Raw genomic sequence first — 22421 nt, 5'->3', positions numbered from 1 at the left:
GCGGGAAGCTGGCCCGGGCTACCGGACCCGGCTCTCCAGCCATTCCCGGCCAGCTTCCGGCACCACCCATTCGAACTCCGGGAGCTGATGGCGAAACCAGGTGAACTGGCGCTTCGCATAATGGCGGGTGTCGGCCCGGCCGATCTCAGCCGCCTCCTCGCGGCTGATCTCGCCCTTGAGGTGCCGGATCAGCGCCGGCACCCCATGGGCCTTCATCGCCGGCAGCAGCGGATCGAGCCCACGGGCCGCCAGCGCCGCGACCTCGTCGAGCGCGCCGGTATCGAGCATGACACCGAACCGGGCGTCGATCCGTGCATAGAGCGTCTCGCGCTCCGGCGCGAGGAACAGCGCATGAAAATCGCCCGGCGGCAGCAGAGGCGGCAGGCCCTCGCGATGCCAGTCCGGCAGCGGGCGGCCGGTGGCCTCGACCACCTCGAGCGCCCGCGCGATGCGGGTGCGGTCGCGCGGCTTCAGCCGTTCGGCCGACACCGGATCGCGCTCGGCAAGCTCGGCATGCAGCGCCTCGACGCCGCGTTGCTCGAGCCGTGCGCGCACGTCGTCGCGCACATCAGCCGGGATCGGCGGCACCGCCGACAAGCCGCGCGTCAGCGCCTTGAAATAAAGGCCCGAGCCGCCGATGAAGATCGGCAGCCGTCCTTGCGCACGCGCCTCGCCGAGCACCTTCGCCGCATCGGCCACCCAGGCGCCGGCGGAAAAATTCACGCCGGCGTCGACATGGCCGTAGAGCCGGTGCGGAACCAGCGCCTCTTCGCCTGCGGTCGGCCGCGCGGTGATGATCCGGAGGTCACGATAGACCTGCATGGAGTCGGTGTTGATCACGACCCCGTCGGTCCGCTGCGCGAGCTCGAGCGCCAGCGCCGACTTGCCGCTGGCGGTCGGCCCTGCGATAAGCACTGCCTTGTTCAACAATCCCGAATGCGCCTGCATGTCCCTCGTTGCCACGCTGATCTGCAATCCGGCAAGCCCCGCGCTCGACTCCACCATCGTCGACGGTGCGCGGGCCGTGCTGCCCTCACCCGGCCCGGCGCAGTGGCTGTTCAACGAAGTCGCCGCCGACATTCCGTTCGACAGCGAGGACAGCAGCAGGGACGGTATCAAGGCGATCGAGGAACGCCTTCGCCAGGCCCGCGGCGACCTGCCGATCGACATTGTCGTGCAGCCTCGCATCGCCCGGCGCAAGAAGCTTTTTCTGGCCGACATGGATTCCACCATGATCGGCCAGGAGTGCATCGACGAGCTCGCCGACTTCGCCGGGCTCAAGGCCCATGTCGCCGCGATCACCGAGCGCGCGATGCGCGGCGAGATCGAGTTCGAATCCGCGCTGCGCGAGCGGGTGGCGCTGCTCAAGGGCCTCCCGGTCGGCGTGGTCGACGAGGTGCTCGACAAGCGGATCACGCTGACGCCGGGCGGCCGCGAACTGGTCATGACCATGCGCGCGCACGGCGCCTATACCTGCCTGATCTCGGGCGGCTTCACCTTGTTCACCAAGGTCGTCGCGGCGAAGGTCGGCTTTCAGGAGAACCGCGCCAACCAGCTGCAGGTCGCAGGCGGCAAGTTGACCGGCGAGGTGGTCGAACCGATCCTCGGCCGCGCCACCAAGCTCGCCACCCTGATCGAGCTCACCGAATCCTTCGATCTCGACGAGATCGACACGCTGGTGGTGGGCGACGGCGCCAACGATCTCGGCATGATCCAGGCTGCGGGCCTCGGCGTTGCCTATCACGCCAAGCCGGCGGTCGCGGCCGCGGCCGCGGCCCGGATCGACCACGGCGATCTCACCGCGCTGCTGTACGCGCAGGGCTATCGGCGGGATGAGTTCGTCGAGAATTGATCCTCGGCGTCGTCCCGGCCGAGTGCGCGCTTGCGCACGGAGCCGGGACCCATAACCACCGATGCCGGTTACCTAGAAAAGCCCTTGCCCACTTCCTCAACAAGAGAGGCCGCGGCGTATGGGTCCCGGCTTTCGCCGGGACGACACTCCTACTGCACGCCGAGCGCGACGAAGCGCAGTTCGCCGTCGCCGTTCGAGACCAGCAGCAGCACCGACTTCTTGCCGTCCTTCTTGAGCTGATCGACGCGCTTCTTGATGTCGGCGGCACTCGACACCGCCTCCTGCGCCACCTCGACGATGACATCGCCCGCCGACAGCCGCTTCTCGGCGGCATCGGAGTTGCCGTCGACGCTGGTGACGACGACGCCCTTTACGCTGTCCTTGATCTTGTACTTGGTGCGCAGGTCCTTGCTCAGCGCGGCGAGGTCGAGACCGAGCGCCTTCTGGGTCACCGGCTTCTCGGCGGTGTCGTCCTTCGACTTGGCGTTGACCTGCTGAACCTTCTCGTTGTCCTCGAGCCGGCCGAGCGTGACCTTGCGGGTCTCCTCATTGCCCTTGCGGATGACGACGACGTCGACTTCCTTGCCGACCGCGGTGTCGGCAACGATGCGCGACAGATCCTTGGGATCCTTGACGTCCTTGCCGTCGAACTTGACGACGACGTCGCCGGGCTCGATGCCCGCCGGCTTGGCCGGCCCCTTGTCGTCGACACCGGCAACCAGCGCGCCGCGCGCCGGCTTGATGTTGAGGCTGTCGGCGATCTCGTCGGTGACCTGCTGGATGCGCACGCCGAGCCAGCCGCGGCGCAGCTCGCCGAATTTCTGCAGCTGGTCGACGACGCCGGCCACGGTCTTCGACGGCACGGCGAAGCCGAGGCCGATCGAACCGCCGGTCGGCGAGATGATCAGCGTGTTAACGCCAATCACCTCACCATCGAGGTTGAACAGCGGACCGCCGGAATTGCCGCGGTTGATGGCGGCGTCGGTCTGGATGTAGCTGTCATACGGGCCCTGGCTGATGTCGCGGTTCTTGGCCGAGACGATGCCCGCGGTCACCGTGCCGCCGAGGCTGAACGGGTTGCCGATCGCGACCACCCAGTCGCCGAGCCGGATCTTGTCGCTGTCGCCGAACTTGACCGCGGTGAGCGGCTTCGACGGCTTGAATTTCAGGACCGCGAGGTCGGTCTTCTTGTCGACGCCGACCAGCTCGGCCTTGATCTTGGTGCCGTCGTTGAGGATGACGTTGATCTCGTCGGCGTCGGCGATGACATGGTTGTTGGTGACGACGATGCCCGCGGTGTCGACGATGAAGCCCGAGCCGAGCGAGTTGGTCTTGCGTGGCTGGAACTCACCGCTCTTGTCGCCGCCCTTGCCAGGCGGCCCGCGGCGGTTCTTGAAGAAGTCGTCGAAGAATTCCTCGAACGGCGAGCCCGGCGGCAGCTGCGGCATCGTCCGGTCCTTGGCCTCGACGGTCTGCGACGTCGAGATGTTGACGACGGCGTCGATCACCTTCTCGGCGATGTCGGCGATGCCTTCAGGACCGCGTGCGAACGCCGGCACGGAGCTCAGCATGCTCGCAGCACCGATCGAGATCGCGGCTCCCATCATGCGGAAGCGGCGGCTCAGGGCTGGTCTGGCAGCGGTCATGTCGGAGTTTCTCCAGGCAAACGGGTTCAAATGAGCTGGTTACAGAGTGCGCCCGAACGGGCATACGGCGCAAGCATCTCACCCCGGCATTTCGGCGAAAAACCGGCTGCGAGAGGCTCACGATTATGTTCAGTCTTGCTCGTCATTCCGGGGCAGCCCGACAGGGCTGAACCCCAGAGGCGCAATTGCGCCTTGGGGAATCTCGAGGTTCCCCGATGCGCAATCGCGCATTGGCGGTCATGCTTCGCATGCTCCGGAACGGCGACTATCTTCGCACCACCCAGATCAGCACAAGCCCGGCGACCGCCGAGCCGATACCGACGATGCGCAGGATGTTGTCGGGCGTCGCCAGCGCGCTCTTCATCGCCCGGCGCATCCAGGCCGGGCTTGCCGCGAACAGGATGCCTTCGAGGACGAACAGGATTCCCAACCCGATGAGGAAGTCGCCGAACGCTATGGACTTCATCGGATGGCAGCCTCCCGCTCGATACTTGTTGTTTTGGTCGGCGGCGAAGCGTCATCCGCATCGCCGCCAAGTCCTGATGTTCAAGTCGTGACGTTACTGTTTCGGCGCGGCGGCCGCCTCAGGCAACCTGCCGTTTGCGCCGCCGAAGTATCTGAAGAATTCCGAGTCCGGCCGCAACAGGAAACGCGTGTCGCTGGATCGCAGGCCGTTCTCATAGGCCGTCATCGAGCGATAGAACGCGAAGAAGTCCTTGTCCTTGCCGTAGGCTTCGGCGAACAGGCGGTTGCGCTCGGCATCGCCCGCACCGCGGGTCTGGTCCGCGGCTGAGTTCGCCTCGGCGACGATCACGGTCGCTTCGCGGTCGGCCCTGGAGCGGATCTCCTGCGCCTTCTGGTCGCCCTGGGCACGGAACTCGGCCGCCTCGCGCTCGCGTTCGGTCTTCATCCGGTTGTAGACGGCCTGGCTGTTCTGCTCCGGCAGGTCGGCACGGCGGATTCGGACGTCGACGACCTCGATGCCGTATCCGTCCGCTTCCCTGTCGAGCTGCTCGCGAATCCGCTGCATCAGCTTCTCGCGATCGTCACGCACCACGGTGATGAAGTTGACCTCGCCGAGCACGCGGCGCAGCGCCGCGTTCAGCAGCGTGGTCAGCTGCAGATTGGCGGCCTGGATCGAGCCGACGCTGGTGTAGTAGCGCAACGCGTTCTTGATGCGATAGCGCGCGAAGGCGTCGACCACGAGCCGCTTCTGGTCGGAGGCGATCACCTCCTGCGACGGGTTTTCCAGATCGAGGATGCGCTTGTCGACGTTGATCACCGAATTCCACGGCGCCTTGAAGTGCAGACCGGGCTCGGTGACGATGTCGACCGGCTCGCCGAACCGCAAGACGATGGTCTGCTCGGTCTGCTGCACGGTGAACACCGAGCTGTAGCCGACGGCGAGCACAATGAAGAGGATGATCAGGGACACAATGCCGGTGACGGGGGACCTCATCGGGTGGCTCCCTGCTGCTGGCCGGTCGTGGCCGGTGCCGCCGGACGCCGCGGCGTCAGTTCGCCGAGCGGAAGGTAGGGCACGATGTTCTGGCCCGGGCCGCCGTCATAAACCAGCTTCTCGGAGCCGCCGAGCACTTTCTCCATGGTCTCCAGATAGATGCGCTCGCGCGTCACGTCGGGTGCCTTCTTGTACTCTTCATAGACTTTCAGGAAGCGTGCGCTCTGGCCCTTGGCGTCGGCGACCGCCTGCTCCTTGTAGCCTTCGGCGGCCTGCAGGATCTGCGCGGAACGACCGCGCGCTTCCGGCACGATCCGGTTGGCGTAGGTCTGTGCCTCGTTCTGCTTGCGCTCGAGGTCGGCGCGCGCCGCCTGCACGTCGCGGAATGCGTCGATCACTTGCGCCGGCGGATCGACCTTCTGCATCTGCACCTGCGTGATCTGGATACCCGCGTTATAGGTATCGAGCGTCCTCTGCATCAGCTCCTGGACGCTCTGCTCGGTGACGTTGCGCGCCCCGGTCAGGATCGGCTGGATCTGCGAGCGGCCGATCACCTCACGCATCGCGCTTTCGGCAACCGCCTTCACGGTGCCTTCGGGATTCTGGATGTTGAACAGATAGGCGCCGGCCCCACCCGGCTTGATGCGCCACAGCACCGTGAAGTCGACGTCGACGATGTTCTCGTCGCCGGTCAGCATCAGGCTCTCTTCCGGCACGTCGCGCATGGTGCGGCCGCGGCGAGCGGGATCGTCGATCAGCGTCATGCCGATCGAGATCGTGTTGACGCGCAGCGCTTTCGGCAGCAGCACTGTCTCAATCGGATATGGCAGGTGATAGCGGAGGCCCGGCTGCGCATCGCGGACATACTTGCCGAAGCGCAGCACGACGCCGAGCTCTTCGGACTGCACGCGGAAGATGCCGGTCGCGAACCAGATCGCCAGCGCGGCGACCAGCACCAGCGCGACGCCCATGCCGCTGAAATGCCCGCCGGGCAGCCACTGCTGCAGGCGGTCCTGGCCGCGCCGCAGCAGATCCTCAAGATCCGGCGGCCTTGGCCCGGCTGACTGCGGACCGGTGCCCCATGGCCCTTTCGGACCCGAGCCCCAGGGCCCCCCGCCTTGATTTTTCCACGGCATCAAACATCTCCTCGGCAAGTCCGGACGGGACGCCCGGCCTCGAATGTCCGGCCCGGTTATAGGGGACCGCTAGGGCCCTTACAACGCAAGCTTCCTGGCCGGACGAGCTATGCGCCGGGGCATAATTGTCAATGCAAACATTGGTTAACCCCGGCCGCGCCGACGATATGTCACATAGGAGAAGTCGGCACTGTCGTCCGGACCTGCCGGATTTCGCACGCGCGCCACCTCGTCCCATTGCTGCGCATCGATTTTGTCGAACCGTGTGTCGCCGTCCGGCCGGGCATGGACCTCGGTGATCTCCAGGCGATCGGCGGTGCCCATCCACTGCGCGTAGATTTCCGCGCCACCGATGATTGCAATCTCAGTGGCGAAACGCCGCAGCGCGTCACCAAGCGCAATGGCGCGGGCGTTTTCAAACGACGTCGTGACGATGGCGCCGCGCGCGCGGTAGTTGGCATCGCGCGTCACCACGATGTTGGTGCGGCCCGGCAGCGGCCTGCGCAGGGACTCAAAGGTCTTGCGCCCCATCACGACGGGCTTGTTCAGCGTGATCGCCTTGAAGCGCTGCTGGTCGGATTTCAGCCGCCACGGAATAGCGTTGTCGCTCCCGATCACGCCGTTCTCGGCGACCGCTACGACGAGCACGATCTCCATTAGCGCGTCCCTTCCGCGAGCGTCGACAGCGCCTTGCCGGAGACGCGGCAAATCGTCCATTCGTCCATCATCTCGGCGCCGAGCGACTTGTAGAATGCAATCGACGGCGCGTTCCAGTCGAGCACCGCCCATTGCAGGCGCGACCAGCCATTGGCGAGGCATTGCTTCGCCAGATGCACGAGCAGCGCCTTGCCGATGCCCTTGCCGCGCAGCGCCGGACGCACGAAGAGGTCTTCGAGATAGATGCCGTGACGGCCGGCGAAGGTCGAGAAGTTGACGAACCAGACCGCGAAGCCGGCAGGCTCGCCGTTCCATTCCGCGATGTCGCAATAAAGCCGCGGATTGGCGCCGAACAGCGCGTCGGCGATATCGGCCTCGCTGGCGTGAACCTCATGCAGAAGCTTTTCGTATTCGGCAAGTTCGCGGACCAGCGAGAACACCAGTCCGGCCTCATCGGGCCGCGCGCGGCGGATCGTCAGCGACATTCAATCCCTCGGACCGCAACTCATACCGCCACCTCGGCCTTGATGTGCGGATGCGGGTCGTAACCTTCGAGTTTGAAGTCCTCGTAGCGGAACGCGAAGATATCCTTCACGTCCGCATTGATCGCCATCGTCGGCAACGGCCGCGTCGGCCGCGTCAGTTGCAGGCGCGCCTGCTCGAGATGGTTCGAGTAAAGGTGCGCGTCGCCGAGCGCGTGCACGAAATCACCGGGCTTAAGCCCGGTCACCTGCGCGACCATCATGGTGAGCAGCGCATAGGAGGCGATATTGAAGGGCACACCGAGGAAGACGTCGCCCGAGCGCTGATAGAGCTGACAGGACAATTTGCCGTTGGCGACATAGAACTGGAACAGGCAATGGCACGGCGGCAGCGCCATCTTGTCGACCTCGGCCGGATTCCAGGCGCTGACGATCAGCCGCCGCGAGTCCGGATTGCGCTTGATCATCTCGACCACGCCAGCGATCTGGTCGATGCTGCGGCCATCGGGCGCTGGCCACGACCGCCATTGCGAGCCGTACACCGGACCAAGGTCGCCGTTGGCGTCGGCCCATTCGTCCCAGATCGTGACGCCGTTGTCGTTGAGATATTTGATGTTGGTGTCGCCGGCGAGGAACCACAGCAGCTCGTGCACGATCGCCTTCAGCGGCAGCCGCTTGGTGGTCAGCATCGGGAAGCCGGCCGCGAGGTTGAAACGCATCTGATGACCGAAGATCGACAGCGTCCCGGTGCCGGTGCGGTCGTGCTTCTCGGCACCGTCGGCGAGGATGCGTTCGAGCAGGTCGTGATACTGGTTCATGGCGTCTGTTTCGGGCTTTCGAGAGAACGGCCAATGTAGCGGCCAAGGCCGCCGGTCGGCACGCTGATTCGGCTGAACGCGCCGATTATACCCCGAAAAGTGAGCACTCCGCGCCAAACGACAAGGGGCGGAACTCGCGTCCCGCCCCTGTCCTATCCACTTGATCGTGCTGGATTAAGTTGCCGGCTTGAGCACCGGCGTCCACTTCGCGATCTCGTTCTTGACGAGGGTCGCGAGCGCCTCCGGCGTGCGGTTGGCGGGCGCCGGGATCACGCTGCCGAGCTCGAGCAGGCGCTTGCGGACGTTCTCATCGTCGAGCGCCTTGATGGCCGCGGCATTCAACGTGGCGATGATCGCGGGCGAAGTTCCCTTCGGCGCGAAAATCGCGTTCCAGGCCTGGGCCTGGAACGCCGGCAAGCCGGCTTCCGTCGTGGTCGGCACATTGGGCAGCGATGGGTTGCGCTCGGGGGTGGCGACCGCATAGGCCTTGATGGTGCCGGCGTTGATCTGCGGCACCGCGTTGACGATCTGGTCGCACATGTAATCGACCTGGCCGGCGACCAGCGCATTCATGGCCGGGCCGGTGCCGTTGAAGGGCACGCCGACCGGCTTGATGCCGAGGATCGAGTTCAAGAGCTCGCAGGAGGCGTGCGAGACCGAGCCGATGCCGGCATGCGCGGCGTTGACCTTCTCGGCATTGGCCTTCACGTAGGTGACGAATTCCTTGAGATCCTTCGGCGGAAAGTCCTTGCGGGCAAGGATCAGGATCGGCGTGCCGGCGAGCAGCGCGACGGGCTCGAAATCCTTTTCCGGGTGATAGGCAAGCTTCGGATAGAGCGGCACGGAGGCGGCGTGCGTGCCCATATGCCCTGTGATCAACGTATAGCCGTCATTGGCGGCGCGTGCGGCGCGCGTCGTGGCGGTGGTGCCGCCGGCGCCGACCACGTTCTCGATCACGATGCTCTGTCCCAGCGTCTGCGCCATGTTCGCGGTGACGATGCGCGAGATAACGTCGGTCGGGCCGCCGGCTGCGAACGGCACGATCATGGTGATGGTACGGGTCGGATAATTTTGCGCGGACGCCGGCATGGCGAATGTGCCGAGCGCTACAAATGCCGAAAGGCATGCGCCCGCAAGCGAGCGAATGGACATCATCTCAATTCCTCCCGGAACGTTTGACCAATAGAAATGCCGGCCAAATCGGCCGGCATTTTCATTTCACGGGACGACATCGAGTGTCGATTCGACTTCCGCCTGCGGCGCGCCGACGCAGGGCCGGCGGCTCGCTTAGCCCTCGGATTCCACGAACACTTCGTCGCGCTTGGCACGCAAGGTCGGCAGCACGGCCAGCACCAGGAGACCGGCCGCGATCGCCAGCAGCACCGCCGACAGCGGCCGCGAGACGAACACGCTCCAGTCGCCGCGCGAGATCAACAGCGCGCGACGCAGGTTCTCCTCCATCAGCGGGCCCAGCACCATGCCGAGCAGCAGCGGTGCCGGCTCGAAATCATGCTTGATCAGCCAATAACCGACGAGGCCGAACACGCCTGCGAGCACGACGTCGACCGGCGCGTTGTTCACCGAGTAGATGCCGATCGCGCAGAACACCACGATCGAGGGGAACATCAGCCGGTACGGCACGCGCAGCAGACGGACCCAGATGCCCACCAGCGGCAGGTTGATGATGATCAGCATCAGATTGCCGATCCACATCGAGGCGATCATGCCCCAGACCAGATCGGGCTGCTTCTGCATCACCTGCGGACCCGGCACGATGCCGTGAATGGTCATCGCGCCGACCATCAGCGCCATCACCGCGTTCGGCGGGATGCCGAGCGTAAGCAGCGGGATGAACGAGGTCTGCGCCGCGGCGTTGTTGGCGCTTTCCGGCGCCGCCACGCCCTCGATCGCGCCGCGGCCGAACCGCTTCGGATCCTTCGCCAGCTTCTTCTCCAGCGTATAAGCCGCGAACGAGGCGATCACGGCGCCGCCGCCCGGCAGGATCCCGAGGATCGAGCCGAGCACGGTGCCGCGCAGGATCGCCGGCGTGGAATCCGCGAGGTCCTTCCTGGTCGGCATCAGGCCGGTGATCTTCTGCTGCACCAGGTTGCGGTTCATCTCGGCGCCGTGGTCGAGGTTGCGAATGATCTCCGCGAAGCCGAACACGCCCATCGCCACCGTGGCAAAGCCGAGACCGTCGGCGAGTTCGGGGATGTTAAAGGCCATGCGCGAGGCGCCGGTCTCGATGTCGGACCCGACCATCGACAGCAACAGGCCGAACACGATCATCGCGATCGCCTTCAGCACCGAGCCCTTGGCGAGCACCACCGCGAAGATCAGGCCGAGCACCATCAGCGAGAAATATTCAGCCGGGCCGAACGCCAGCGCGAGCTTGGTCAGCGGCGCGCCGAGCACGGCGATCAGCACGGTCGCGACGCAGCCGGCGAAGAACGAGCCGATCGCGGCGATCGCCAGAGCCGGACCGGCGCGGCCCTGCTTGGCCATCTGGTGGCCGTCAAGCGCGGTGACCACGGAGGTCGCCTCGCCTGGAATATTGACCAGGATCGAGGTGGTCGAGCCGCCATATTGCGCACCGTAATAGATGCCGGCGAGCATGATCAGCGCACCGACCGGCGGCAGGCCGAAGGTGATCGGCAGCAGCATGGCCACGGTGGCGATGGTGCCGATGCCCGGCAGCACACCGACCAGCGTGCCGACCAGCGCGCCGATCAGGCACATCAGAAGGTTGATCGGCGAGAATGCGACCGCGAAACCGTGGGCGAGATTGGCGAACAGTTCCATCACGCCCTCACTGGATCAGGAAACGCGGGAACATCGGCATCGGAAGTCCCAGCACATAGGGGAACAGCAGCGCGCAGCCGAGGGTCAGACAGGCGCCGACAATGACGGCCTCGACCAGTTTCGTCTCCTGCGAACCCATCGCCGCGATCATGAAGGCGGCAAAGGCGGAGACCACAAGCCCGAGCGGCCGGATCGCCAATGCGAAGAACACGATCGCCGCGGATACGAACAACGGGCCGCGCCAGGAATAGGCCGCGATATGCGGGCCGGCCTGCAGAACTCCCATCAGCGCGACACCACCGCCGAGCAACAGCAGCAGCACGGCGAACATGCGCGGCGCGGTTCCGGCGCCGAACGAAAATCCGTGCATGCCCTGCAAATCGCTCGAGGCCCACAAGGCAAACAGCGCAACCGCCATCATGGCGAGCCCGCCGACAAAGTCCTGCGGACCGCGCACCCATTTCGGCAAGATCGATTTGACCGGCGCCTCGCTCGGCGTATCGCTCATGACTTCGCTTCCCCCGTCAGGGCTGTCCCGCCCGTTTTGATTGAATGGCTGGCTTGCGGTCCGTTGACCGAAAGCCTTGCTAGCGATTTTCGTCAGATAACGCCAGCGAAACCCAAGAGGCCTCCGGCCAGCAACATCCACAAAGGGTTGATCCGCGTCGCAAAAGCAAGCGCGGCCGCGACAATGGTGATCAGGACCGCGATCCAACTTTGGTCTGAGGTCTGCGCCACGATCAGGCCGGACGCCGCCATCAGACCGATCGACAACGGAACCAGTGCCGCCTGGATGATCGCCGGCCAGCGCGCGTCGCGCGAGCGATCGAGGAAACGGCTCACATAATAGGCAAGCAGCGCGGTCGGTCCGCACATCGCCACCGTCGCGGCCAACGCCCCGGCGACGCCTGCGACAGAATAGCCTATCAAGGTCACGATCAGCACGTTCGGCCCCGGCGAGAGCTGCGAGATCGCGAATACGTCGGCGAACTGCTTGTCGGTCAGCCAGTGATGCACGTCGACGGCGGCACGGTGCATTTCGGGAATCGCCGAATTGGCGCCGCCGACCGCAAACAGCGACATCAGCCCGAAGGTCCAGACCAGCGCCGCGATCGGATTGGACTCGGAGCTCATGCCCGCACCATGCGGCGGGCCAGGACCGTCGTCGCAATGCTGAGCGGGATCGCCACCAGCAGCACGATCTGGAGCGGCCACCGGATCAGTCCGATCGCGACGAAAACCGCAGCCAGAATGACAAGGCCCGTGACATCGCGCCGCTTCAGGAGCGGCATCATCATCTTGAAGACGACGGCGCACAGCAGCCCGACCGCGGCGCAGGCGACGCCGGCGAGCGTCCGGCGCAGCACATCGATGTCGCCGTAACGGGCATAGAGCGCGGCAAGGATGGTCGCGATCACCATCGGCGGCCCGACCAGCCCGGCGAAGGCCGCGAGCCCGCCGGCTATGCCGCGAAAGCGCGAGCCGAACACGACCGACAGGTTGACGATGTTCGGACCTGGCAGGAAATGGCACAGCGCGAAGGTCTCGTTGAACTCCTCCGCGGTCATCCAGCGGTGTTGCTCGACGATCGCGCGTCGGGCCCAGACCAGAACCCCGCCAAAGCCGGCCAGCGACATCTTGGCAAAGGCCAGGAACAGCTCGAGCAGGCCGGGCTGGTGGGGCGGCGATGGTGTGGAGGCATCCGGCGCCGGGGCGGCAACCGGCGGAGATTCCGGAGGCATGGACAAAACCTAGAACGGCGCCGGGACAGCGCCAAGACCCTGGCCAACCCCAAATCGGTGGGTTTTCACAGCCGAAAGGGTCTGAATCGGCTCTGTTTTTCTAAGACTTTGCCGCTATATTGGGGGTGCCGGTTCGCCGGCTATGGAAATAAATGACCGTCGCAATAAACCATTCGGACCCGGGGGCGGTACCCGGCGCCTCCACCAAAACCCATCCGTCGCGGTGGCTTTCGGCGGGGGCGAAATAGGATCGACGAGGGCGTAAAGGGCGTGTTTTTTCTCGGTATGGTTCCGCCGACATCGGGCCAATGCAATAGTTGCCAACGACAACTTTGCTCCGGTTGCTCAGGCTGCGTAACGCAGTTTGAAAGACCATCTTAAAGTCCTAGCGGGTTAAGCTCCGCTAGGCGGGGTTCGGAGGCACCTGGCAACAGAAGCCTCCACTTCATTCCTTGTTTCCCAATCGGGCGCCGCGCGCATTTCAGCCGCCAGCCCTGCTGATTTCCGGCTCCCGGCGGGGTAGCATGGCCAAAGGGCGAGTCGGACGATCCGGCACCGCCCTGGCGGGCATTTTCGAAGCGACAGGATCACCATGGCGACCGATCACATCCGATATGACGTGCTGGCGCGCGATGCGCTGCGCGGGGTGCTGCGCCGGGTATTGTCCGACGCCGCCGAACATGGCCTGCCGGGCGAGCACCATTTCTACATCACCTTCCTGTCGCACGGCGACGGCGTGAAGCTGTCGCCGCGGCTGCTCGCGCAATATCCGGAAGAGATGACCATCATACTGCAGCACCAGTTCTGGGATCTGGTGGTGACCGAGGATCGCTTCGAGGTCGGCCTGTCGTTCGGCGGGATTCCCGAGCGGCTGACCGTGCCGTTCGCCGCGGTGACGCGCTTCCTCGATCCGTCCGCGCCGTTCGATTTGCGCTTCGACGTCTCGGACGCACTATCCGAAGAAGCCCCTCCCGCTACAGCGCCGGCCTCTCCCCTGCCCGCCCCTGCGGCCCACGCAGCGGCCGAGAGCGCCGAGACCGAGCAGGAGCCGGCGAAGCCCAGCGAAGGCGCCGAGGTCGTGCGGCTGGACCGCTTCCGCAAGAAATAATCTAAGCGCAGATCACGCCTCGACCTTGTAGGATGCTTGCCGGGATCGGGATGGCAAATCGTCGTCCCGGCCTATCTTCTGCATGAACGTGCCCTTCGCGCGGACGCTTTCGCGTTGCCGCGCTGGATCACGTTTTGATGACGCAACGGCAAGCATCCACGGAAAGCATGATGGCTCGATCGACGATCCCTTCCAAGGCAAAGACCCGCAGCGAGACCGACAGCTTCGGTCCGATCGACGTTCCCGCCGACCGCTATTGGGGCGCACAGACTGAACGCTCGCGGCAAAATTTCAAGATCGGCCACGACCGGATGCCGATCGCGATTGTCCATGCACTCGGCATCGTGAAGCTTGCGGCTGCGGAGACCAATCGCGAGCTCGGCCAACTCGATGCGCGCCGCGCCGGCGCCATCATCCGCGCAGCGAAGGAAGTGATCGAAGGCAAGCTCGACGACAATTTCCCGCTGGTGGTCTGGCAGACCGGCTCGGGCACGCAGAGCAACATGAACGTGAACGAAGTGATCGCCAACCGCGCCAACCAGATGCTCGGCGGCGAGCTTGGCGCCAAGAAGCCGATTCATCCGAACGATCACGTCAACATGAGTCAGTCGTCGAACGACTCGTTTCCGACCGCGATGCATATCGCCGCGGCGAGCCGCATCGTCGCCGATCTGATTCCGGCACTCACCGAACTGCATCGCGCGTTGCGCAACAAGGAGAAGGCGTTTGCCAAGATCGTCAAGATCGGGCGCACCCACACCCAGGATGCGACGCCGCTGACGCTCGGCCAGGAATTCTCCGGCTACGCCGCGCAGGTCGAGAGCGGCATCGCGCGGCTGCGCGTCGCGGTGAAGGATCTGTTTCCGCTTGCGCAGGGCGGCACCGCCGTCGGCACCGGCCTCAACTCGAAGCCGAGATTTGCGAAAACCTTCGCGCGCCACGTCGCCAAGATCACCAAGCTGCCGTTCACCAGCGCGGCCAACAAGTTCGAGGCGCTGGCTTCCAACGACGCCTATGTGCTGGTGCACGGCGCGATCAACTCGGTGGCGACCGGCCTGTTCAAGATCGCCAACGACATCCGCTTGCTCGGCTCGGGCCCGCGCTCGGGCCTCGGCGAGTTGATCCTGCCCGAGAACGAGCCGGGCTCGTCGATCATGCCTGGCAAGGTCAATCCGACCCAGTGCGAAGCCATGACCATGGTCTGCTGCCAGGTGTTCGGCAATCAGACCACGATCACCGTCGCCGGCAGCCAGGGCCATTTCGAGCTGAACGTGTACAAGCCCGTGTTGGCATATTGTATGATAAATTCCATTCAGTTGCTGTCTGACGTTGTCCGCTCATTTACTGAGCATTGCGTTGTCGGAATACGCGCCGACGAAAAGCGCATCAACGAACTAATGCAGCGCTCGCTGATGCTGGTCACCGCGCTCGCGCCGAAGATCGGTTACGACAACGCAGCCAAGGTCGCCAAGTCGGCGCATGCGCGCGGAACGACGCTGAAGGAAGAGGCTTTGCGGCTCGGATTTGTTTCCGCGGATGAATTCGATCGCCTCGTGCAGCCGGACAAAATGACACACCCGGGCTAAAGCGAAGCGCGCATTGTCCGGATAATTACGGTCAGCGCGCGTGATATAATTATGGATCATAACGCCTAAAGACTAAGGCGCGTTACCTATGAGGTCTGCGCTGGCGCGTGGTACAGACGTCTAGTTTTCGCAGAGCGAAACGGATTCTTTGATGCTATCAGAGCATCAAACGGGGATTCGGGATGGATATCGAGCCGGGCGCGTAGTGCAGTCGCTCTTGCTTTCGTCACGATGCATCACCAATTCCGCTCTGGGGACGATGAGGACGACGAGCATGGGCGACGTGGTCAACTTGAAACGATTCAAGAAGCGCGGTGAGCGCGAACAAGCAGCGAAGCAGGCCGAAGCCAATCGTGCGCTATTCGGTCGCACCAAATCCGAACGAGCGCGTGACGAATTTCTCGGCGAGCGCAACGCGCGTGTGCTCGATCAGCACCGCATCGAAAACGGAGACGCGTCATGAAGTCTCCCGTCGTCAAGCGCTCGATCGTCGTCGCCGGACACAAGACCAGCGTCAGCCTCGAAGAAGCCTTCTGGAATGGCATGAAGGAGATTTCCGGTCTGCGGAACATGACGCTGTCGGAGTTGGTCGGCGAGATCGACAACAACCGTCAGCAGGGCAATCTGTCCTCCGCGATCCGGCTTTTCGTGCTCGACTACTTCCGCTCGCGCGCCACGCCGGCGGTGCCCACGGATGTCAGGCCGCAACAGGTCGACACGCGTCAGCAGGCCTGACGGCCTCTCCGACCGTCGCCATCGGCAGACGGTCGTTCCGACGCGCGGGCTTCAGCATGAAGGTCAATCGGATCGTCGCGAACGTTGCCGCACCAGATACAGCGGCAGCGAAGTCGTTCTACCGGGACGTGCTTGGCCTCGAGCCACTGATGGATTTCGGTTGGGTTGCGACTTACGGCTCATCCGAAACAATGCAAGCTCAAATCAGCTTCGCTTCCGAAGGCGGCTCCGGCACGCCGGTGCCTGATCTCTCCATCGAGGTTGACGATCTCGACGAGGCCCTGCGCCGGATGAAGGCAGCCCGCATCGCGATCGAATACGGACCGGCGGACGAACCGTGGGGTGTGCGGCGCTTCTTCGTCCGCGATCCCTTCGGCAAGCTGATCAATATTCTCCAGCACCGATCATGAGCCGGCGCTTCGTTTGATGCGCTTTCTTGAGGCGAACCGGTGCCCACTTCGCTTGAAAGCGCGTTTAGTTCTGCATCGCCGGCCGCGGCGGCGGATTGGCGACCTGTGGCGTCAACGACAGTGGCGGTCGCAGCGGCCTCGACTTGGCTGCGCCGGGCACCGGTTTGACCTCGATCGGCGGCGGCAGCGGCGCCAGCTGCGGCTGGCTCGCAACCGACGCGGGCGGCGCAATGGCGGGCGCGGTGACGACCGGTGGGACAGTCGGCGGACGCGGCGCAACGATCTTCGGCTTCGCCGGCACGCGGCGCGGATCAGGGCCGGGCCCCGGCAAGTTGGCAGAAGGCAATCCTGTCGAATTTGGGTTGGACGCATCCGGCGCCGGCTCGGCCGGATGCGGAAGGGCCGTCGGGGTCGGCGGCGGCGTCGGTTCGCCACGCTCGATGGCGTCGAGCCGCTTGGTCTCCCGGTCGATCGCGCGCACCGCAAGCCACGACGACAACGCCGCAATGTCGATGCTGCGCGACAAGCCGTCGGGCGTGCCCACGGCAAGCAGCTGGATTTCCGGTCGGCTGTTGGCCGTGCCGACCTGCGTCGATGCCAGGGCGGCGCGGATGTCGGCCTGGTCGGCCGGAATGTCGTAGCCGCCGGATACGATCGCATTGGCGCCGTTCGCCGCGAGCGTGGTGGCGCCGACCCGGAGGCGGCCGTCGCGGATGTTGAAGGGGATTTGCGCCGAAGCAATCGACAGCGCGCCACCCGCGAGCGCCGGTTCGACGATCTGCCGCAGCCGCGTGTCGTCGGTCGCCTGCCCGGAATCGCTGGCGCGGATCGCAACCTCGAAGGCGCGCGGATCGAGACCCGGAAGGCTCAGCCCCTCCAGCGTCACGGTGCCGCTGCCGGACAGCGCGCCGGTCAACGCCGAGGCGCTGCGGCCCTGCGTCAACAGTGTCATCTGCATCGAGGTACGTCCCTTGGGCATCGCGAGACTGCGGTAGCGCAAGGCTGAACTGTCGATGCCGGACAGCTGCACATTGGCGCTGAGCGCAAGTCCGTTGGCGCCCTGTCGCGCATCGACGGTGGCAGTCGCCTCGCCGCCGCCGATCTTGCCCTTGATGCCGTCGAAGGTCAGCGACTGCCCGTCCGACCTGATGGTGCCGCTGACCGGTTGCAGCTCGGCGCCACCCGGCAGCAGACCGTGCAGCGCTTCGAACGTGACCTTGCCGCGCCAGGCGCCTGTGAGCCCTTGGCCGAGCGGCTCCGTCGCTTCGTGACCGGCCGCGCCGATCGCGGCCGCGAAAATCGGCGCCAGCGTGATCTGATCGAGACCGACTTCGCCGTCGACGCTCTTCTGATCGGCGAGCGTCAGCGCCAGATGGCCGCGCAGCCGTGAACCGGCGATGATGCTGTCGAGATCGTCGAAGTTCAGCCTGTCGCCCGCGAGCGTCAGCTTCGACGACAGGCGGATGTTTGCGACCGGATCGGCTGGTTTCAGATTGAGCAGCGGACTGATGTCGGCGCTGCGAACGCGGAGGCTGATGCTCGATTTGCTCGCGCTGGCCCCGTCCTTGGTCCAAGGCTCCGCGGTCCCTTCGGCATCCGCGTCGAGCCCTGCGCCCCAGAGCCTTGCCTTCAGCCGCAACGGCGCGCGCCAGGCACCGCTCAATGTACCTTCGAATTGCGTCGCGCCCGCACCGGCTGCGACCGCATGGTCGAGCCCAAGCAGCGCCAGCAAAGCATTGCCATCGCCGGCCGAGAATTTCGTCTCCGCTGTAACCTCGTTGCTGCGGAGTGCATCGAAATCCAGCGCACGGATCGCGGCCACCTGCGGCGTCGCCGAGATCACTGTATTGCCCTTGAGCTGCGGCGTGTCGAGATCGAGCGTCGCGCGCGCGCTGACGCGATCGGCGGCCTTGCCCTTGCCGAGGTCGAGCGCGAACCTGGCGCGAACCGGGCCGGCATCCGCGCGGAGCACGCCAAGCCGCGCGGCCAGCGCCGGCGCGAACGGCTGAACCACAGCGGTCAGCCGGCCAAGCGACGCGGCGGTCGCGTCGACGGCAAGCTTGCCGGTCGAATTGGCACGGTCGAAATTGCCGCTGCCGTCCAGCGTGACATTGTCGGGCTGGCCGATCTTGACGCGTTCGAGCACGATATTCTTCGGGCTATAGGCGATTTTCGCCAGCAGCGGCCGCAATTCCTGCCCGGAAGAGACCGCGCGCCCGACGTCGAGCGACAGCTGCGCCTCGTCGGGCCATTCGCCTTGCGGACCGGCCAGCGAGCGGATCAATGCCGCGGTCGCGTCGAGATCGAGCCGATCCGCCTTCAACTGCGCCTCGACCTTCGAGCCGCTGGTTGCCTCGCGGTGCGTAACCGCGACGCGGCCCTCGAGCGTGCCGCTTTCGATCTCTGCCTTCATCGCGTCGATCGAAAAGCCTGATGGCGATACCATGACGTCGCCGCGCAACCGCAGCGGCCGTTGGCTGCGATAGGTGGCGTCGCCGCGCCCCTGCAGCCAGGTCATCAGCACATCGGGATCGGACGATTCGATGCTGAGCGCGGTCTTGAAGCTGTTCGCCGCTCCGGCTTGCGCGCTGGCACCGCTCATCGAGACCCGCGTGGATCCCGGCGCGCGAAACTCCAGCCGGCGCACCGTCCAGGATTTCGCATCCGATTGCAGCTCCGCCGAGATGTCCTGCAACGGACGGCCGCCGAGCATGATCTGCTCGGATGCCAGCTCGACCTGCGCCGGTATCGGGCTTTGCGGAAGACCCGACAACACCGCGCGTATCGCCGGCAGCACGCGGGCCGGCTCGACGTTGCCGTTGTTGCTGTCCTTGGCGCCATCCTTGGCGGCGAACTTGTCGCCGTCGAGCTGCCGCGCCGTAAGCGAGGCGCGCAGCAGCGGCGACGCACCGAAACGCAGATCGCCATTGCCGGCGAGCTTCAGCGCACGATCCTCGGCGCCATAGCTCACGTCGATCTGGTCGAGCCGCGCCGCCGAATAATCCGATTTCACCTTGGCGGCGATCCGCCACGGCGGCGCATCGCCGCCGCGCTGGCCGGGCGCACCCGCCAGCGTCAGTGTGCCCTCGAACCGCGGCGCGCGGGCCTCGAAGGTGAGGATGCCGTCGAGATCGGCCGACACCGGCCGCTGCCCGGGATCGATGCTGAAGTGCAGGCGGGTGCCGCTGCCATCGGCGCTTTGCCCCGAGGAGACCCGAAACGGGTAGCGGTTGCCGTCGAACATGAAATTGCCGTCGCCGCGGATCGCGCCGGCAAGTGAGCGGACGTCGCCGCTGAAGGCAATGTCGTTCAGCTCGAGCGTGCTGCGGCTCGCGGCATCATGCAGCGCGAGGCGGCCGGTCAGGTTGAGCCGGTCGATCGCCAGCGAAGCGAGGTTGAAGCTCCCGCTCGACGGCGACCAGTCGATCCGCCCTTTTGGGTCGAGTCCGAGATCGAGCGACGCGCCGTTGATGGTGAGCTCGTTCGCGCGCCACTCGCCGCGCATCAGCGAGCTCAGGCTGAACTCGACGTCGAGATTGGCGGCCCGGACCTTGCCAAGGTCGTGGGCGCCGCCGACGGTGACGGTCTTCAACCGCAGCGAGGGTGCCGGCAGCAGACGCGCGTCCAGATTGCCGGCGACCCGGACCGGCACGCCGATGATCTTGGACGCCTCCACCTCGAACTGCGGCCGGAACTGGTTCCAGTCAACGAAATACGGACCGACCAGCGCCGCGACCAGTGCAAGAATGAAGGCAATTGCCAGGCCGAGCAGCGTCGTCTGCACGGTGTCTCCCTTTGAGCCAGCTCCGCGGCAGCCTGCTCATGCTGAACCCTTTGCCAACCTTGGCCGGAGCAGCCCAAATATAGAGACAAGTACGGCGAAGTCACAGCCGGTATACTGCTGGGACTTCGGACAGATAGTGGATTTCCCGTTCAAGCGTGCGTGTGCCGGCCTCGCCGAGGATCGCCGCCCCGCGGGAACGTCACCAGCTCGCCGGCAGCCGCTTCAGCCCGCGCAGCACGAAGGTCGGCCGCCACTCCGGATTTTCCGCGTCATCGAGCCGCAGGTCGGGAATCCGGCGTAGCAACGTCGAGATCGCGATCTCGGCCTCGATCCGCGCCAGCTGGGCGCCGAGGCAGAAATGGATGCCGCCGCCGAACGACAGCGGCTTGACGTTCGGCCGCCGGATGTCGAGCCTTTCGGGGTGATCGGGATAAACAGCCTCGTCATGATTGGCCGAGCCCAACAGGCACAGCACGCTCTCGCCCTTCGGGATGCGCTTGCCACCGAGGTCGTCGATGTCCTCCAGCGCGACGCGGCCGGTCAGCTGCACCGAGGAATCGTAACGCAGGAACTCCTCGATCGCATTGGTGATGAGGCCGGGATTGGCCTTCAGCAGCGCGAGTTGGTCCGGGTTACGGAACAGCGCCAGCAGGCCGTTGCCGATCAGGTTCACGGTCGTCTCGTGGCCGGCGCCGAACAGCAGGATGATGTTGCCGGTCAGTTCCTCATTGGTGAGCTTCTGGCCGTCCTCTTCGGCCTGCACCAGTTGGGTGGTGAGGTCGTCGCCGGGCTGCTTGCGGCGCAGCTCGAACAGCTGATGGAAATACATCGCCGCCATCGCATTGGCAGCGTTGCCCTGCTTGATTTCCTCGGGTGTCAGCGGCACCGGTTCGAGGATACGGCCGCCATCGCGCGAACCGTTGTAGAAGGCCTCGCGGTGTTCCTCGGGGATACCGAGCATGTCGCAGATGATCGTGACCGGCAGGCGGAACGCGAAATCCTCGATCAGGTCCATCTTGCCTTGCGGAATGATGCGATCGAGCGTCTCGTCAACGACGTGCTGGATGCGCGGCCGCATGTCCTCGACCCGGCGCGCGGTGAAGGCTTTGACGACAAGGCCGCGCAGGCGGGTGTGGTCGGGCGGATCCTGCTGCAGCATCCAGTGGCTCATGCTGCGGAAGACCGGCTCCTCCATGATCTTCGGACCGTAGCGGCGGATCGAGCGCTCGGCAAAATCCTTGCCGAACCGCTTGTCGCGCAGCACGAGGCTCGCCTCGGCGTGCCGGCTGGCGACGAAGGCGCCGTGCACATTGACATGCATCGGATCGAGGCGGCGCAGCCGCTCGTAATACGGATAGGGATTGCGAATGAATTCAGGCGCCAGTGGATTGAAAAGCGGCTCGCCGCTCGCCGGCTGAACTTGCTCGTTCATGGTGACCTCCTTCGCTCGCTACGCCGGTGCATGCAACCTGGCGCGCCCTGGTGTCATCCTCAAGACCGCATCATCACGGATGCGGCTGTTCTGGTTCTGTCGAATGCAACTCGATACACTCTTGTATCGAGTTGCATTGTGCCCTAAAATGCGCCGATGTCAAGGGTTCGAACCAGACCGACACGGGACGACACCTGCGAGAAGCTGTTCGAGGCGGCGGCGCGGGTGTTCGAGGAACAGGGCATCGGCGGCGCCAGCATCGAGGCGATCGCGGCCGCGGCGGGCTTCACCCGCGGCGCTTTCTATTCGAACTTCAAGAGCAAGGACGAGCTGATCTTCGCGATGCTTGAGGATCACGTCGAGCAATCGATCCGACGCAATCTCGATTTGCTCGCCCGGCACAGCAACCTGGCCGACTTCCTCGAGGCGCTGCGCACCATGGACCGCAGCCGGCAGGATCCGCTCGGCCGCTCCCCTCTCCTGCACATGGAGATGATCCTGTTCGTGGCGCGCGCCGAGAAGCGCCGGCCCGAGCTCGCCAAGCGTCTGCGCGCGCGGCGCAAGCTGATCGCCGACATCGTCACGACTGCGCAGAAGAACAGCGGCAGGAACGGCCGACTCGATCCGGATTGGACCGGAGCGATCGTGCTGGCGCTGGAAGATGGTTTCCGCCTGCACCGCCTGATCGATCCGGAAACCACCCCCGCCGACAGCTGCCTGCGCGCGATCACCGACCTGCAGCGCGCGATCGGAGTTTCGTCGGCCTGACGCG

At 65.2% G+C, this 22421-nt stretch carries 22 protein-coding genes and 1 other RNA gene; 8 read left to right on the top strand and 15 right to left on the bottom strand.

The annotated features are described in order from the left end of the window. Positions 1-18 precede the first annotated feature (18 nt). A complete protein-coding gene (miaA, locus tag QJT82_RS37945; RefSeq protein ID WP_028342346.1) occupies positions 19-948 on the bottom strand; it encodes a tRNA (adenosine(37)-N6)-dimethylallyltransferase MiaA in 930 nt (309 codons plus the stop codon). Here miaA and serB point away from each other — a divergent pair. Then, a complete protein-coding gene (serB, locus tag QJT82_RS37940) occupies positions 947-1852 on the top strand; it encodes a phosphoserine phosphatase SerB (protein WP_028342345.1) in 906 nt (301 codons plus the stop codon). The genes miaA and serB overlap by 2 nt on opposite strands. A gap of 149 nt (positions 1853-2001) precedes the next feature. Here the strand turns inward: serB and QJT82_RS37935 are convergent, their stop codons facing one another. The 12 genes from QJT82_RS37935 to QJT82_RS37880 all read right to left on the bottom strand — a co-directional run bounded on the left by QJT82_RS37935 (position 2002) and on the right by QJT82_RS37880 (position 12594). Beyond that, entirely contained in the window at positions 2002-3498 is a 1497-nt protein-coding gene (locus tag QJT82_RS37935) for a Do family serine endopeptidase (RefSeq protein ID WP_028342344.1), read from the bottom strand. A gap of 265 nt (positions 3499-3763) precedes the next feature. Continuing rightward, positions 3764-3964 (bottom strand): DUF2065 domain-containing protein, encoded by a 201-nt coding sequence (locus tag QJT82_RS37930; protein WP_028332483.1) that lies wholly within the window; start codon positions 3962-3964, stop codon positions 3764-3766. Between the two features lie 93 nt (positions 3965-4057). After that, complete coding sequence (locus QJT82_RS37925; protein WP_028342343.1) at positions 4058-4957, bottom strand: protease modulator HflC; 900 nt, start codon at positions 4955-4957, stop codon at positions 4058-4060. Beyond that, the gene (hflK, locus tag QJT82_RS37920) at positions 4954-6093 is read right to left on the bottom strand and encodes an FtsH protease activity modulator HflK (RefSeq protein WP_028342342.1); all 1140 of its coding nucleotides are present in this window, start codon (positions 6091-6093) and stop codon (positions 4954-4956) included. Before hflK ends, QJT82_RS37925 begins: the two co-directional genes overlap by 4 nt. Positions 6094-6237: 144 nt before the next feature. After that, entirely contained in the window at positions 6238-6750 is a 513-nt protein-coding gene (locus QJT82_RS37915; RefSeq protein ID WP_028342341.1) for a dihydrofolate reductase, read from the bottom strand. Further along, positions 6750-7235 (bottom strand): GNAT family N-acetyltransferase, encoded by a 486-nt coding sequence (locus QJT82_RS37910; RefSeq protein ID WP_028342340.1) that lies wholly within the window; start codon positions 7233-7235, stop codon positions 6750-6752. The genes QJT82_RS37915 and QJT82_RS37910 overlap by 1 nt, the downstream gene beginning before the upstream one ends. A 20-nt stretch (positions 7236-7255) precedes the next feature. Next, the gene (locus QJT82_RS37905) at positions 7256-8050 is read right to left on the bottom strand and encodes a thymidylate synthase (RefSeq protein WP_028342339.1); all 795 of its coding nucleotides are present in this window, start codon (positions 8048-8050) and stop codon (positions 7256-7258) included. Positions 8051-8224: 174 nt separating this feature from the next. Continuing rightward, positions 8225-9205, bottom strand: coding sequence for a tripartite tricarboxylate transporter substrate binding protein BugD (locus tag QJT82_RS37900; protein WP_028342338.1), 981 nt, complete (start codon positions 9203-9205; stop codon positions 8225-8227). 132 nt (positions 9206-9337) lie between these two features. Continuing rightward, entirely contained in the window at positions 9338-10852 is a 1515-nt protein-coding gene (locus QJT82_RS37895) for a tripartite tricarboxylate transporter permease (protein WP_028342337.1), read from the bottom strand. A gap of 7 nt (positions 10853-10859) precedes the next feature. After that, positions 10860-11360 (bottom strand): tripartite tricarboxylate transporter TctB family protein, encoded by a 501-nt coding sequence (locus QJT82_RS37890; protein ID WP_028332491.1) that lies wholly within the window; start codon positions 11358-11360, stop codon positions 10860-10862. Positions 11361-11452: 92 nt separating this feature from the next. Next, positions 11453-11986, bottom strand: a complete 534-nt coding sequence (locus QJT82_RS37885; RefSeq protein ID WP_028342336.1) for a chromate transporter — start codon at positions 11984-11986, stop codon at positions 11453-11455. Then, a complete protein-coding gene (locus QJT82_RS37880; protein ID WP_028342335.1) occupies positions 11983-12594 on the bottom strand; it encodes a chromate transporter in 612 nt (203 codons plus the stop codon). Before QJT82_RS37880 ends, QJT82_RS37885 begins: the two co-directional genes overlap by 4 nt. An 88-nt stretch (positions 12595-12682) precedes the next feature. Between QJT82_RS37880 and ssrA the strand changes: the two genes are divergently transcribed. The 6 genes from ssrA to QJT82_RS37850 all read left to right on the top strand — a co-directional run bounded on the left by ssrA (position 12683) and on the right by QJT82_RS37850 (position 16433). After that, positions 12683-13039, top strand: a transfer-messenger RNA (tmRNA) gene (gene ssrA, locus QJT82_RS37875). A gap of 147 nt (positions 13040-13186) precedes the next feature. Next, complete coding sequence (locus tag QJT82_RS37870; protein WP_028342334.1) at positions 13187-13702, top strand: ClpXP protease specificity-enhancing factor SspB; 516 nt, start codon at positions 13187-13189, stop codon at positions 13700-13702. A gap of 167 nt (positions 13703-13869) precedes the next feature. Continuing rightward, positions 13870-15288 carry a class II fumarate hydratase gene (gene fumC, locus QJT82_RS37865; RefSeq protein ID WP_196238196.1) on the top strand — a complete coding sequence of 473 codons (1419 nt, stop codon included), beginning with the start codon at positions 13870-13872 and terminating at the stop codon, positions 15286-15288. 274 nt (positions 15289-15562) lie between these two features. Further along, positions 15563-15751 (top strand): DUF4169 family protein, encoded by a 189-nt coding sequence (locus tag QJT82_RS37860; protein WP_016841076.1) that lies wholly within the window; start codon positions 15563-15565, stop codon positions 15749-15751. After that, positions 15748-16023 carry a ribbon-helix-helix domain-containing protein gene (locus QJT82_RS37855; RefSeq protein WP_024580116.1) on the top strand — a complete coding sequence of 92 codons (276 nt, stop codon included), beginning with the start codon at positions 15748-15750 and terminating at the stop codon, positions 16021-16023. The genes QJT82_RS37860 and QJT82_RS37855 overlap by 4 nt, the downstream gene beginning before the upstream one ends. Positions 16024-16079: 56 nt before the next feature. Beyond that, a complete protein-coding gene (locus tag QJT82_RS37850; protein WP_028342332.1) occupies positions 16080-16433 on the top strand; it encodes a VOC family protein in 354 nt (117 codons plus the stop codon). A 64-nt stretch (positions 16434-16497) separates the two neighbouring features. Here the strand turns inward: QJT82_RS37850 and QJT82_RS37845 are convergent, their stop codons facing one another. Next, positions 16498-20217: an AsmA-like C-terminal region-containing protein gene (locus tag QJT82_RS37845; RefSeq protein ID WP_028342331.1), complete on the bottom strand. Its 3720-nt coding sequence runs from the start codon at positions 20215-20217 to the stop codon at positions 16498-16500. 199 nt (positions 20218-20416) lie between these two features. Continuing rightward, positions 20417-21649 (bottom strand): cytochrome P450, encoded by a 1233-nt coding sequence (locus tag QJT82_RS37840; RefSeq protein WP_028332498.1) that lies wholly within the window; start codon positions 21647-21649, stop codon positions 20417-20419. A gap of 156 nt (positions 21650-21805) precedes the next feature. Here QJT82_RS37840 and QJT82_RS37835 point away from each other — a divergent pair, with 156 nt between their 5' ends. Next, entirely contained in the window at positions 21806-22417 is a 612-nt protein-coding gene (locus QJT82_RS37835; protein ID WP_028342330.1) for a TetR/AcrR family transcriptional regulator, read from the top strand. The last annotated feature ends 4 nt before the right edge of the window (positions 22418-22421 follow it).

Source organism: Bradyrhizobium sp. Mp19 (assembly GCF_029952935.1).
In the GTDB taxonomy this organism is placed as follows: domain Bacteria; phylum Pseudomonadota; class Alphaproteobacteria; order Rhizobiales; family Xanthobacteraceae; genus Bradyrhizobium; species Bradyrhizobium elkanii.
The sequence above is the reverse complement of the archived record's forward strand: the minus strand, read 5'-3'. Positions and strand labels throughout refer to the sequence as shown.

Coding starts and splice junctions, on each gene's coding strand:
- QJT82_RS37880 (WP_028342335.1), bottom strand. CDS start 12,594: ATGCCTCCGGAATCTCCGCCGGTTGCCGCCCCGGCGCCGGATGCCTCC.
- QJT82_RS37905 (WP_028342339.1), bottom strand. CDS start 8,050: ATGAACCAGTATCACGACCTGCTCGAACGCATCCTCGCCGACGGTGCC.
- QJT82_RS37870 (WP_028342334.1), top strand. CDS start 13,187: ATGGCGACCGATCACATCCGATATGACGTGCTGGCGCGCGATGCGCTG.
- QJT82_RS37890 (WP_028332491.1), bottom strand. CDS start 11,360: ATGAGCGATACGCCGAGCGAGGCGCCGGTCAAATCGATCTTGCCGAAA.
- QJT82_RS37925 (WP_028342343.1), bottom strand. CDS start 4,957: ATGAGGTCCCCCGTCACCGGCATTGTGTCCCTGATCATCCTCTTCATT.
- QJT82_RS37885 (WP_028342336.1), bottom strand. CDS start 11,986: ATGAGCTCCGAGTCCAATCCGATCGCGGCGCTGGTCTGGACCTTCGGG.
- QJT82_RS37910 (WP_028342340.1), bottom strand. CDS start 7,235: ATGTCGCTGACGATCCGCCGCGCGCGGCCCGATGAGGCCGGACTGGTG.
- fumC (WP_196238196.1), top strand. CDS start 13,870: ATGATGGCTCGATCGACGATCCCTTCCAAGGCAAAGACCCGCAGCGAG.
- QJT82_RS37935 (WP_028342344.1), bottom strand. CDS start 3,498: ATGACCGCTGCCAGACCAGCCCTGAGCCGCCGCTTCCGCATGATGGGA.
- miaA (WP_028342346.1), bottom strand. CDS start 948: ATGCAGGCGCATTCGGGATTGTTGAACAAGGCAGTGCTTATCGCAGGG.
- QJT82_RS37835 (WP_028342330.1), top strand. CDS start 21,806: ATGTCAAGGGTTCGAACCAGACCGACACGGGACGACACCTGCGAGAAG.
- QJT82_RS37850 (WP_028342332.1), top strand. CDS start 16,080: ATGAAGGTCAATCGGATCGTCGCGAACGTTGCCGCACCAGATACAGCG.
- hflK (WP_028342342.1), bottom strand. CDS start 6,093: ATGCCGTGGAAAAATCAAGGCGGGGGGCCCTGGGGCTCGGGTCCGAAA.
- QJT82_RS37930 (WP_028332483.1), bottom strand. CDS start 3,964: ATGAAGTCCATAGCGTTCGGCGACTTCCTCATCGGGTTGGGAATCCTG.
- QJT82_RS37915 (WP_028342341.1), bottom strand. CDS start 6,750: ATGGAGATCGTGCTCGTCGTAGCGGTCGCCGAGAACGGCGTGATCGGG.
- QJT82_RS37840 (WP_028332498.1), bottom strand. CDS start 21,649: ATGAACGAGCAAGTTCAGCCGGCGAGCGGCGAGCCGCTTTTCAATCCA.
- QJT82_RS37855 (WP_024580116.1), top strand. CDS start 15,748: ATGAAGTCTCCCGTCGTCAAGCGCTCGATCGTCGTCGCCGGACACAAG.
- QJT82_RS37900 (WP_028342338.1), bottom strand. CDS start 9,205: ATGATGTCCATTCGCTCGCTTGCGGGCGCATGCCTTTCGGCATTTGTA.
- serB (WP_028342345.1), top strand. CDS start 947: ATGTCCCTCGTTGCCACGCTGATCTGCAATCCGGCAAGCCCCGCGCTC.
- QJT82_RS37860 (WP_016841076.1), top strand. CDS start 15,563: ATGGGCGACGTGGTCAACTTGAAACGATTCAAGAAGCGCGGTGAGCGC.
- QJT82_RS37895 (WP_028342337.1), bottom strand. CDS start 10,852: ATGGAACTGTTCGCCAATCTCGCCCACGGTTTCGCGGTCGCATTCTCG.